The sequence below is a fragment of the Flavobacterium ginsenosidimutans genome (assembly GCF_037478105.1).
GTDB classification, from domain to species: Bacteria; Bacteroidota; Bacteroidia; order Flavobacteriales; family Flavobacteriaceae; genus Flavobacterium; species Flavobacterium ginsenosidimutans.
Map to the genome: position 1 here is coordinate 1646220 of NZ_CP147988.1, position 12334 is coordinate 1658553.

General features: G+C 35.8%; 9 protein-coding genes. All 9 read right to left on the reverse strand.

Going from position 1 to position 12334, the window contains the following annotated elements; translation table 11 throughout:
* Window positions 1-49 precede the first annotated feature (49 nt).
* The 9 genes from V6624_RS07310 to V6624_RS07350 all read right to left on the reverse strand — a co-directional run bounded on the left by V6624_RS07310 (window position 50) and on the right by V6624_RS07350 (window position 12334).
* The gene (locus V6624_RS07310) at window positions 50-3118 is read right to left on the reverse strand and encodes a T9SS type B sorting domain-containing protein (RefSeq protein ID WP_162614983.1); all 3069 of its coding nucleotides are present in this window, start codon (window positions 3116-3118) and stop codon (window positions 50-52) included.
* A gap of 133 nt (window positions 3119-3251) precedes the next feature.
* Window positions 3252-4475, reverse strand: coding sequence for a dicarboxylate/amino acid:cation symporter (locus V6624_RS07315; protein WP_338841428.1), 1224 nt, complete (start codon window positions 4473-4475; stop codon window positions 3252-3254).
* A 78-nt stretch (window positions 4476-4553) separates the two neighbouring features.
* Window positions 4554-5207, reverse strand: coding sequence for a class I SAM-dependent methyltransferase (locus V6624_RS07320; protein ID WP_338841429.1), 654 nt, complete (start codon window positions 5205-5207; stop codon window positions 4554-4556).
* 82 nt (window positions 5208-5289) lie between these two features.
* A complete protein-coding gene (locus tag V6624_RS07325) occupies window positions 5290-6342 on the reverse strand; it encodes a serine hydrolase domain-containing protein (protein WP_338841431.1) in 1053 nt (350 codons plus the stop codon).
* A 154-nt stretch (window positions 6343-6496) separates the two neighbouring features.
* A complete protein-coding gene (gene metF / locus V6624_RS07330; protein WP_338841432.1) occupies window positions 6497-7453 on the reverse strand; it encodes a methylenetetrahydrofolate reductase [NAD(P)H] in 957 nt (318 codons plus the stop codon).
* Between the two features lie 70 nt (window positions 7454-7523).
* Window positions 7524-7880, reverse strand: coding sequence for a four helix bundle protein (locus V6624_RS07335; RefSeq protein ID WP_338841433.1), 357 nt, complete (start codon window positions 7878-7880; stop codon window positions 7524-7526).
* Between the two features lie 68 nt (window positions 7881-7948).
* A complete protein-coding gene (gene metH / locus V6624_RS07340) occupies window positions 7949-10624 on the reverse strand; it encodes a methionine synthase (protein WP_338841434.1) in 2676 nt (891 codons plus the stop codon).
* A 219-nt stretch (window positions 10625-10843) separates the two neighbouring features.
* The gene (locus tag V6624_RS07345) at window positions 10844-11263 is read right to left on the reverse strand and encodes a hypothetical protein (protein WP_338841435.1); all 420 of its coding nucleotides are present in this window, start codon (window positions 11261-11263) and stop codon (window positions 10844-10846) included.
* Between the two features lie 66 nt (window positions 11264-11329).
* Window positions 11330-12334 carry a homocysteine S-methyltransferase family protein gene (locus V6624_RS07350; RefSeq protein WP_338841436.1) on the reverse strand — a complete coding sequence of 335 codons (1005 nt, stop codon included), beginning with the start codon at window positions 12332-12334 and terminating at the stop codon, window positions 11330-11332.

The following is a 12334-nucleotide window of genomic DNA, read 5'->3' on the forward strand; positions in this document are numbered from 1 at the left end:
TCTAAATTAAGGAATAATTGTTTTTCCATTTATCGCTAAATAAAACTTTTTAGCGTTTTAAAGTGAAGTGTCCTTTGTAAATTTTTCCGTTAGCTCTCTTTACCACAAACCAATAATCGGTTGCTGGTAATTCTCTTCCGTTCAATTTTCCGTCCCAATTGGTATAAGCGTTCAATTCCTTTATGAATTTGCCATATCTATCAAATATTTTAGTATTGATTTCAGGTTCTGTTTCTGAGAATTTTATTCCCCAAGTATCATTGTAACCGTCTTCATTTGGAGTAAAGAACTTTGGATAATTCAACAGAAAAACTTCCTGATTTACAGTTCCGCAGCCATTTTTATCTCGCACATATACAATATAATCACCAGTCGCTAATCCTGAAAAAACATTACTGTCTTGATAAGTATTTCCGTCAATCGAATATTCATAATCACCTAGACTTGCATCTGTTAATTCGACTTCAATAACATTATCCGTATCTGTCCAATCTTTCACAGCAAGGTTCTGAATAGTAGCACTATTGGAAAGTTTAACCTGAAAATCTTTTGTAGAGGAGCAAATAACATCTCCATGATTTTGTGTAACTGTAACCGAATAAGCTCCAGCTTCTGTAATTGTAATTGATTCTGTAGAAGCTCCAGTTGACCATAAATAGCTATCAAAACCAGAACCTGCATTAACCTCAACGTCTTTATTTTGGCATAACGAAACAATGTCTGAAATTGAAATCACAGGAACATTTACTAAAGTTAGATTCAATTCGGCAATTTGATAACACTTATCATTAGAATCAATTCGAACATAAATTAAAGTTGTGCCCGCTGATAAATTATAATTTGTAGCATCAGTAATTTGATTTGCTGCAATTTGATCTTCTGCTGCAGTTAATGTCGTATAATAAGTGAACGTACAAGAACTACATCCTGCAATTCGACTATTATAATTGGTGAGATCAATGATTTCTGATCCATCATTTAATTCGTCACAAACATTCGCCGAAACATTATTAAATAATAAAGAAGGGGCAACTATGGAAACCGAAACTGCCAGACGGCTTACACTTTCACAGCCATTAATAGTCTGAGAAGCATAATAAGTTGCCCCATTTATTAAACTTGTTGTAGATGATAAAATCGTTCCATTTGATGCATTATCGTACCAAACCACATTGGTTCCTGTTGCTGTCAGGTTTGCTATTGCAGGCTTTTGAGTGGTACAAAAATCTTGTTGCACATCACCTGTTGGTGCAGGAGTACTTTGAATAGTAATAACTACTGGAATTCTTTCGCTTTCGCAAACAGCAATTGTTTGTGAGGCGTAATATGTTTTACTTTCTAAAAGGGTAGAATTCGGTAACAGATTCCCATTTGCTGGAGCATCATACCATTTAATATTTTGCCCAGTCACACTCACATCATTCAATGTTGCATTTTGCTGCACACAAAAAAGCTGCGGACTTACAGCTGTAACCAGAGGTTCTTGATTAACGTACGCTTTTATTTCAACTTCATTTGGCACCAAAGAAATACAACCTAAATTGTTTTTTATAAAGACTTTATAATTTCCTGGAACCAAATTACTTTTTGAATTTGAAACTTGCCATGTTACTCCGTTATCAAAACTATAAGCTGTTGCAGCATCAGAAATTGTAATTGTTCCTGTTGCTGATATACAATCTGGCTGTACAACCGAAACTGTCGGAGTTGGCGGATAGCCCGGCGGAACTAAAATAGAAACTGAAACCGCTGTAGTTTCACAGTTAGAACTATTTCTAGTTTTGATCCAATAATCTCCAGCTTCTAATCCTGACTTTATATTACTCGTTGACCAAGTTACGCCATTATCAAAACTATATTCGTAATCACTGCTTGTTATTGTAATTGTTCCCAAAGGATTCGAACAGATAACAGGTTGAATAACCGAAAAAGTTGGAGTAGCGCTAGATGAAGCGACAGAGTTTATATGTGCAATTACAGGAGTTGAGGCACAGCCTGTATTTAATTTTGAAGTAACATTATAATCACCTCCTGCAAGTCCAGAAAATATTCCCGAAACTTGATAATTTGTTCCATCAATACTATAAGTTGTATTGGCAGTTGTGGTAATAGTAATAGTTCCAGTTGGCACATCGCATGTTGGCTGCAGTATCGTGAAAGTTGGGGCAGTGGAACTTTCATTGACTTTAAAGCTAATCATATTCGACACGACCCTACAAGTAGCCGATGAAATATTACTGCTTTGTGCTACCGCCATGCGATATAAATAAGTGCCTGCTGTAGAATTAGGTACAAAAGTATAGGTTAGCGCATTTGCACCAGAAATATCGCTCCAAGTTGTTCCATTATCACTGCTAACCTGCCACTGGTACGCAGGATTTGAATATCCTGAAGAAACCGTTCCTGTTAGTGTATAACTTTGCGTATCTCCTTGACAAATCGTTAGATTTGTATTGGTATTATTTTGTATTGCCGAAGTAACTGTTGGACCACAGGCGCGAAAAGTAATATCATCTAAAGCAATATCATTTCCAGGAGCAGCACCCGCTTTATTATTTCGCATTCTAATTACAACCGTCGAAATTCCAGTTGGAGTTGTAAAATAGAAACCATATTGTTTCCAAACTGCACTTGAATTAAGTGCAATGTCTCCTGTATTATAAGTCCCTAATATGGTTCCAGTTGTAGATTCTATTGTAAAAGTAATGTTAGGCGGACTTGTATCGTTTGATCGCAATAAGTTCATAATCCACGCTGCGAACTCGTACGTAGTATCTGGACAAAGACCTGTTACCGTATTTTTATAAAAGTAATCTGTTGTAGAAAGGCTCGCATTTACAACCATCATATAACCTCCGCCTGTATGGTCTGTTGTAGTCCACCAAGTTCCTGGCGTGTTGGTTGTTTTTTCTATTGTATAAGAACCATCGTTCGGAAAATCTGCTGTTGTCCAAGTATAACTTGTAATGCCTGTTCCTAATGCCGTTCCGTGTGAAGAAGTGCCTGTTCCAAAATCAATTTTGACAACAGCATCGCCTAAACTTCCAGTGCACAACTGAGCGTGCACATGGAAGCAGACAATAAATAAAAATACAACAAAAATAGTTTTACCTTTCAAAACAAATTAATTACTCAGTAAAACTACTGTTTAATAAGCCATTAAATCAATGTTTTAGACTAATCAACAGAAAATCTCGATATATATAAAATTATTATCTACCAGTCATTTTAAAGCACTTTTTGAACGAATGTTACCATTTTGTTTTTTCAGAGAATCTAGTAACCACCATAGAAGCAATCACATCGCCATTGGCATTTAATAAAGTCGCAATCGGGTCAACTAAAGTTCCTAAAATCATGGCAACGGGCAAAGCTTGTTCCATTGGAAAACCATAAACCGTAATGGCCAAAACTTCTCCAATATAACCGCCATTCGGAATTCCGCCTTCTACTATAGAAACAATTATGGTAATTCCTAATGCCAAAAGAATAGTTGAAGGTTCTGTGAAGTCTTTTCCAAACATGGCAAACAGAAAAGTAATTTTTAGAATGGATGACATACTTGAACCGTCTTTATGCAAAGGCGCACCAAGCGGAATTACCAAATTTCGAACATGGGCTGGAATTCCCATTTTTTGTGCAGCATCCAAATTGGCTGGAATTGTTGCAATACTGCTGCAAGTTCCTACTGCTGTTAAAGAAGGCGTAATATTGTTACTCCAAAAAACTTTAAAAGCTCGTTTTCCGCCAGCAATGAAAGCATATAAACTGAAAAATGTAAAGAAATAGAAAACACAAGCCGCATAATAAACGCCTAAAGGTTTTGCGTAAACACCAAATAACTGCGGACCAAAAACACCAACTTGATATGCGAAATAAGCTCCTAAACCAATTGGTGCAAATTTCATAATGATATTCAGCAATTGCTTCATGACTTCATTTCCTGAATTTAGAAAACTTTTAAAAGCGCTTCCTTTTTCTCCAGATTGTAAAGTGGCAAAACCAATTAAAAATGAAAATATAATCAATGCCAGCATGCTTTTTCTGGATAATAATTCGAAGAAGTCATTTGTTGTAACCAATTGTGCAATCTGATCGCCGACAGATCCTGACTGAATGCTTTCAACTGGAACTTTAGAAATAATCATATCCTGATGAATCGGAAAAAGATAAACTGCAAAAATCATTACGATTGCAGAAATCAAAAGTGTTGATAGAAAAACCATCAGCATTATACCAAATAACTTGCCTAATTTTTCTGTTTGTTCCAAATTTGCAATCGAAGAACCAATTGTAAAGAAGATCAACGGGATAATTGCTGTGAAAAGTAAGTTCAAGAAAATATCTCCCAATGGCTTTATAACCTCAACTTTTTCTTTGAAAATTAAACCAAAAATACTTCCGACTATAATTCCGCCAAGAAGCAAAAGGATACTGCTATAACTTTGTAGAAAATTAATTTTTTTGATTTCCATTTATTTATAAAAAAGCATTAGAGACTTGAATTAAAATTAAATAAAAAAAGAGTATTAAAACTAATACTCTTCCTTTTATTATTTTTCCAGAACAATTGTTGTAAAAGCCCTGTCGACCAATTCTCCAGTTTTGCTTTTTACTTTTTCGGTCTGCGTTTCGGTGTAAACAATTTTAAAAGCTGTTTTCTCAATTAATTTCTGAGCTTTTTCAGTACTGTAAAGTTCAAATTCAAATGGAGTAAATGGCAATGTTTTCATGAAATCTTCTTCGGCAAATGTCAAACAGAAATTCCCATTTGGTTTTAAAACCCTATAAATTTCCAGAAGTAGTTCTTCAGGTCTCTGCCAAAAATAAATCGTGTTTACGGTAAATATTTTATCGAATAATCCATCTTCAAACGGAATCGTATTTCCGTCATAAAGCGAAAAGAAAGCCTGTTTTTGTGAAACAAAATTTCTGTTGATCTGTCGTGCTTCCTGAAACATCAGTTCCGACATTTCCAGTCCGTAATATTTTAGTTTTTCTGCTTGTTCAAACAGAAATTCAACATGACCTGCGTTTCCGTGGCCTAGTTCCAGAATTCTATTTTCGTTTGCTATATTTAGATTCTGAATCGAATGTTTGGTCATATTGATGTTCGTTTCGTTCATCATATTTCCCATTTCAATTCCTTTTTCTCCCGATGGATGTTTTAATTGAGAGGCTATGGCTTGTAGTTCTTCTCGTTTCATAATGGATATGTTTAAATTCCAATTAAAAAAATACCAAATTTCAAAAAGCTAGAATTTTCTTCTCATTTCTGCAAATAAAAATTTAGTTTCTCACTGATTGCTCAATTGCATTATATGGTTTGCTGCCAAGAATGGATTCTATAGAATTACTGATTTCTTCTAAGTTATTTTGTTTGTTATTAGTCATTAAAATGATTGTCGAGGACAAATTACTGATTAATAAAGCTTGATAATTAAAGGCTGCCCCATCGTGGACATGATTTATTACTTTATTGTTTTCAATATTTCCGCCTCCAAGACCAGTTTGATTATCTTTAGAAAAAGGCTCAAAAAGTTCACGTGTCGATTCTGGAGTAATAATTTTAAATGTATTGATGGCTTCAGACCATTTGTAAAAATCCTGCAGGTTTAAAGCTGTCCAGCCAGAAATGTTGTATTTAAGAATATCCTCTTTACCTTTATTATTAAACGATTTTGCAAAAAGCATCTCTTTTTCATCAGGATCTACAACAGCATTTTTTATCCCGATAGGCTTTAATATTTTCTTTATTACAAATGAATTAAAATTCATATTGGTAATTTTTTCAATAATACGTCTTTGCAAAAACACGTTATTATTATTATAATCATACTTCGTCCCTGGTTCAAAATCCAAAACCAAGGTATTTTGCAGATTTAGCATATTATCTGAATCCTGATTGACTTCGCTCCATTTTATTTGAGGAAGTCCGCTTGTATATTGAAGCAGGTGGATAATTTTAATTGTATTTGCCCAAGATGGAAGCTCAGGTAGAAATTTAGAAATCGGGTCATCTAGTTTCAATTTCCCCTGCTCTTTCAGCATCATAATTCCAACAGCATTAAACTCTTTTGCGATAGAACCTATGTGAAAACGGTATTCTTTATTTAGTGGTATGGTGCTGCTCGCGTTAGCCTGTCCAAAAGCTTTTTCGTAGATTATTTTTCCATCTTTAGCAACTAAAACATTTCCATTAAAAGTTTTTGCTTTTAGCGCTTTTTGAAATAACGTATCGAGGTTTGTTTCAATATTACCACTCTGACCGTAAAAATGGCCACAGGTTATAAATGCAATTGCAAAGATTGTAATTTTAGTTTTATTAATAATCGTATTCATTTTGTGAATTTTGATAAATATAGGAAAATTACAGCTTTAACTATTCTAATATAGCAGATATGTGGATTTTTGTCATTTTGAAGGAGAAATGACAAACTAGAATGCAACAACTTTGTCAAAGTTTAAAACTTTGACAAAGTTCCTCGCAATGACTTTAAAAAACCTGACTAGCAATCTGGCGAATATTCTCCGATTTACCCATTGAATAATAATGCAAAAACGGAACTCCTGCTGCTTTTAATTCTAATGACTGCTGAATCGCCCATTCAATTCCGACTTGTTTGATATCAGCATTGTTTTTGCATTTGTCTACTGCGTCGATTAAATCTTCTGGTAAATCGATTCTGAAGATTTGTGGCAAAACTTGCAAATGTCTTTGAACAGCAATTGGTTTAATTCCAGGAATAATTGGGATTGTGATTCCCATTTCTCTTGCTTTTTCTACAAAGGCAAAATATTTTGAGTTGTCAAAAAACATTTGCGTTACTACGTAATCAGCTCCTGCATCTACTTTTTCTTTTAATCTTTTCAAATCTGATTGTAAAGAAGGTGATTCTAAATGTTTTTCCGGGTAACCCGCAACTCCAATACAGAAATCAGCTTTGTTATCAGCATCGATTACTTCGTGCAGATATTGTCCACAGTTTAAATCTTTAATTTGTTTAACCAAATCAATTGCATAATGATTTCCCCCTGCTTTTGGCACAAAAGACTGTTCATCTTTCATTGCATCTCCACGAAGTGCCATTACGTTATTGATTCCTAAATAATGACAGTCAACCAGCATGTATTCGGTTTCTTCTTTTGTAAAACCACCGCAAAGCAAATGCGGAACCGTATCAACATTATATTTGTGTTTTATAGAAGCGCAAATTCCAAGCGTTCCTGGACGCATACGAGTCAGTTTTTTATCCAAAAGTCCGTTACCGCGGTCAATGTAAATGTACTCCTCACGAGAAGTCGTCACATCAATAAACGGCGGATTAAACTCCATTAACGGATCGATATTATCGTACAACTCCTGAATACTTTTCCCCTTTTGAGGCGGAATAATTTCAAATGAGAATAATGTTTTTCCTTTGGCGTTTTCTATATGTTCTGTTACTTTCATTCTTTTTTAGTTGATAGTTTTGGGTTGATGGTTGATGGTTCTTTTTGGAACTTTACAATTATTACCTCAACTATATTAATTTTTTATAGTAGTTAATAAACCCGTTTAATAACTTTTTGCAGGTTTGAATCTGACTAAGTGCAACGTTAAAATTATTTTCTTCAATATATTTTTGATCTAATGCTAGATAAAATTGGGTTTCTAATTCGTATAACGATCCTCTGGATATATGCAGAAAATGTATTGTTTCTTTTGAAGTCTGCCTTCCACACCCTTCTGCTATATTTGAAGGTATTGAGATTGCCGCTCTTCTCATTTGATTTGTCAATCCAAATAATTCTTCCTTCGGAAACAGTTTAGAAGAGTTATACAATAAATTCACCAACTTCCGCGCTTCAATCCAAACTTCCAATTTACTGTATTCCATTTTAGTTGTTGGTTGATGGCCCTTTGAGTTCAAATCTATCAACCAACAACCATCAACCATCAACCAAATTAATCTGCTATATTAGGGTTTAACCATTTCATGGCATAATCTGTTGGGACATTACGTCGTTTGGCATAATCTACAACCTGATCTTCTTTTATTTTTCCGAGTCCAAAATATCTGCTTTTTGGGTTTCCGAAATAATAACCAGAAACCGAGGAAGCTGGCCACATCGCCATGCTTTCTGTCAATTTCACCCCTATTTGTTTTTCAACATCTAAAAGCTTCCAGATTGTTGGTTTTTCCAAGTGATCAGGACAAGCCGGATAACCCGGAGCAGGACGAATTCCTTTATAACTTTCTTTGATCAATTCTTCGTTGGTCAGAGATTCTTCTGAATCGTAACCCCAGAAATCTTTACGCACTCTCTCGTGAAGATATTCGGCGAAAGCCTCAGCAAAACGATCGGCAAGCGCTTTTACCATAATCGAATTGTAATCGTCTAGATTCTTTTCATATTCTGCAGCCCATTCATCTACACCAAAACCAGTTGTTACGCAAAAAGCTCCCATATAATCGGTTATTCCGCTTTCTTTTGGCAGAATAAAATCAGCTAAAGCAATGTTTGGAGCGCCTTTTGTTTTTTGTGACTGCTGACGAAGCGTTAAGAATTTCTCTAAAACTTTTCCGTTTTCATCACGCAATTCGATATCGTCGTCGTCAACCTGATTCGCAGGGAAAATTCCGTAAATACCTTTTGCTTTCAGTTTTTTCTCTTCTAAAATCACTTTTAACATCGCCTGAGCATCGTTAAAAACAGAAGTTGCTTGTTCACCCACAACCTCATCCGTTAAAATTGCTGGATATTTACCGTACAATTCCCAAGTTTGAAAAAATGGCGTCCAGTCGATATACGGAACCAAAACATCCAGTTCTATTTCGATAGTTTGTGCGCCAATTACTTTTGGTTTAGTTGGCGTGTATTCAGACCAATCTAATGGTAATTTGTTTTTGCGGGCATCTTCAATCGTCAGGAAGTTTTTATCTCTTGAACGATTTAAGAATGTTTCTCTAAACGAATCGTATTCTGCGCGAATATCAGCCGCATATATTTTTCGGTTATGATCCAACAGATTTCCTGCAACGGTAACAGCTCTCGAAGCATCGTTTACGTGAATTACAGTTTCTCTATATTGAGGTGCAATTTTCACGGCTGTATGCGCGCGCGAAGTGGTTGCCCCGCCAATCATAATCGGGATTTTAATATCTTGTTTGTCCAGTTCTTTGGCTAAATATACCATTTCGTCAAGCGAAGGTGTGATCAGTCCGCTTAATCCGATAATGTCTACATTGTGTTCAATCGCCGCTGCAATAATTTTTTCCGGAGGCACCATAACACCAAGATCTACAATCTCGTAATTGTTACAAGCCAATACCACCGAAACAATGTTTTTACCAATATCGTGAACGTCGCCTTTTACGGTTGCCATCAGGATTTTTCCGTTTCCTTGTTTGTCTCCCGCTTGTTTACTTGCTTCAATAAATGGCAATAAATAAGCAACCGCTTTTTTCATTACACGAGCTGATTTTACAACCTGAGGCAGGAACATTTTTCCGCTTCCGAATAAATCTCCAACCACATTCATTCCTGTCATCAAATTGATTTCAATAACTTCAATTGGTTTTGTAGCTGCTAAACGCGCTTCTTCAACATCTTCTTCAATAAAAGCATCAATTCCTTTTACCAATGAATGGGTAATACGCTCCTGAACCGTTCCAAAACGCCATTCCTGAACTACTTTTTCATCGCTCTTTGCTTCACCTTTTACATTTTCTGCAAAATCTAAAAGTCGTTCTGTAGCATCGTCGCGTCTATCTAAAATTACGTCTTCAACGTGTTCTAATAAGTCTTTCGGAATATCATCGTAAATCGTCAACATCTCTGGATTAACGATTCCCATCGTCATTCCGTTTTTAATTGCGTGGTATAAAAACACCGAGTGCATCGCTTCACGAACGGTATCGTTTCCTCTAAAAGAGAACGAAACGTTACTCACTCCACCGCTGATGTGCGCGTGCGGAAGATTTTCACGAACCCATTTTGTTCCTCTAAAGAAATCCAAAGCGTTTAATCTATGCTCTTCCATTCCTGTTGCAACTGGGAAAATATTCAAATCGAAAATAATATCCTGCGGAGGAAACCCTACTTTATTCACCAAAATATCATACGAACGCTGACAAATCTCCACTCTACGATCGTAATTATCCGCCTGACCAACTTCGTCAAAAGCCATGATAATTGCCGCCGCTCCGTAACGTTTGATTAATCGGGCGTGGTGAATAAAAGCTTCTTCGCCTTCTTTTAACGAAATCGAGTTTACAACGCTTTTTCCTTGTACTACTTTTAGACCTGCTTCGATGATTTCCCATTTCGAACTGTCGATCATAATCGGCACTCTCGAAATGTCTGGTTCTGCAGCAATTAAATTTAAAAATTTAGTCATTGCAGTAACACCGTCAAGCATTCCTTCATCCATATTAATATCGATGATCTGTGCTCCTCCTTCTACTTGTTGTCTTGCAATATCAAGCGCCTCGTCATATTTCTCTTCCTTGATTAATCTTAGGAATTTTCTTGAACCCGTTACGTTTGTACGCTCACCAACATTCACGAAAACACTTTCGGGCGTAATAATCAACGGTTCTAATCCTGATAATACAAGGTCTTTTCTTTTTTCTGTCATTTCTTTTTTAAGTTACTGAGATCCTAAGATGCTAAGGTTCTAAGTTTTTTATTCTATATTTTTTAGGCTTTTAAACCTGTAATCTTTTATTAATTTGGGCGTGCCCCTCCGGGTCGGGCTATCCGTTACAAGTCCTCGCACTTCCTTCGTCAGGCTGTGGGCTTTTCACTTCTATCCCTCACGCACACTCGGTTTCAAAACACGTTTTGTATTTCCTGTTCATTTCCATCTTGATTTTTCTAAATATTTACCCGTCACACCATTATCATATTCATAATATTTAGTTTTAGTAAAACCCGCTTTAACGAGTGATAAAGAATCAGGTTTTACTTCCTCTTCTAAGAAAATTTCATTCTCTTCAGGTTTATTCAAATCGTATTTTACTTTATAAAACTTATTTATCTCTTTATATAAATTACTATGACGTGATCTATTTCCAATTTTTCCTAAAATTTTTCGATCTGTATAAAAATAATATCTTAAAACTTTGTCTTCTCTTGAACCTTCATTTATAGTTACTAATGCAATTGTTTCACCTTTGAAAGATTTTCTATAATCATCTTGCTGAACATTCTTATATACTTCATATATTAGTAAGCCAGCTATCATAAATAAAAAAATAGTCTTCCAATTATTCATTTCGCTTTACAATTATTTTTTGCTTTCCAAGAACAAAATTTTCTTCATTTTTAAACTTCATGAAAATTATTCAATAACAGGCGCCACTCTAGGTTTATAATCCTTCGCAACCTCAGCCATTAATCGAATATGATCTGGAGTTGTTCCGCAGCAACCACCAATTATGTTGATTAAATTATCATCTAAATATTCTTTAATGAAAGCCTGAGTCTGCTCTGGCGTTTCATCGTATTGTCCGAATGCGTTTGGCAATCCCGCGTTTGGATGCGCTGAAACATTAAAACTTGTATTATGCGCTAATGTTTTTAAATACGGTTTCAGCAAATCGGCTCCAAGAGCGCAATTGAATCCTACACTTAATAACGGAATATGCGAAACTGAAATCAAAAACGCTTCAACAGTTTGTCCTGAAAGCGTTCTTCCTGAAGCATCTGTAATTGTTCCTGAAACCATGATTGGAATATCTAGATTGCGTTCTTCTTTTACTTCTTCAATTGCAAAAAGCGCAGCTTTTGCATTTAGTGTATCAAAAATTGTTTCTACTAAAAGCAAATCACAACCGCCATCCATTAAAGCTTCTGCTTGTTGTTTGTACGCAATTCGTAAATCGTCGAATGTTACTGCTCTGTAACCCGGATCGTTTACGTCTGGCGACATACTTGCAGTACGGTTTGTTGGTCCGATTGAACCTGCTACGAAACGAGGTTTTTCTGGATTTTTTGCGGTAAACTCATCGGCAACCTCGCGTGCAAGTTTTGCCGATTCGTAGTTTAACTCGTAAACCAAATCTTCCATGTGATAATCGGCCATACCGATTGTCGTTCCAGAGAAAGTATTGGTTTCTACAATGTCAGCACCAGCTTCGTAATAAGCGGCATGAACATCGCGGATCGCTTGTGGTTGTGTTAGGGATAATAAATCGTTGTTTCCTTTTAAAGGATGTGGGAAATCTTTGAAACGCTCTCCTCTGAAATCTTCTTCTGAGAAATTATAGCGTTGCAACATTGTTCCCATTGCTCCATCAAGGATTAGGATATTTTTTTTTATTGCTTCTTGAATTGTTATTGCCAT

What these genes read in the sequence shown, in the direction of transcription:
- V6624_RS07315 (WP_338841428.1), bottom strand. Translation starts at nt 4,475, where the DNA reads ATGGAAATCAAAAAAATTAATTTTCTACAAAGTTATAGCAGTATCCTT.
- V6624_RS07320 (WP_338841429.1), bottom strand. Translation starts at nt 5,207, where the DNA reads ATGAAACGAGAAGAACTACAAGCCATAGCCTCTCAATTAAAACATCCA.
- V6624_RS07325 (WP_338841431.1), bottom strand. Translation starts at nt 6,342, where the DNA reads ATGAATACGATTATTAATAAAACTAAAATTACAATCTTTGCAATTGCA.
- metF (WP_338841432.1), bottom strand. Translation starts at nt 7,453, where the DNA reads ATGAAAGTAACAGAACATATAGAAAACGCCAAAGGAAAAACATTATTC.
- V6624_RS07335 (WP_338841433.1), bottom strand. Translation starts at nt 7,880, where the DNA reads ATGGAATACAGTAAATTGGAAGTTTGGATTGAAGCGCGGAAGTTGGTG.
- metH (WP_338841434.1), bottom strand. Translation starts at nt 10,624, where the DNA reads ATGACAGAAAAAAGAAAAGACCTTGTATTATCAGGATTAGAACCGTTG.
- V6624_RS07345 (WP_338841435.1), bottom strand. Translation starts at nt 11,263, where the DNA reads ATGAATAATTGGAAGACTATTTTTTTATTTATGATAGCTGGCTTACTA.
- V6624_RS07350 (WP_338841436.1), bottom strand. Translation starts at nt 12,334, where the DNA reads ATGGCAATAACAATTCAAGAAGCAATAAAAAAAAATATCCTAATCCTT.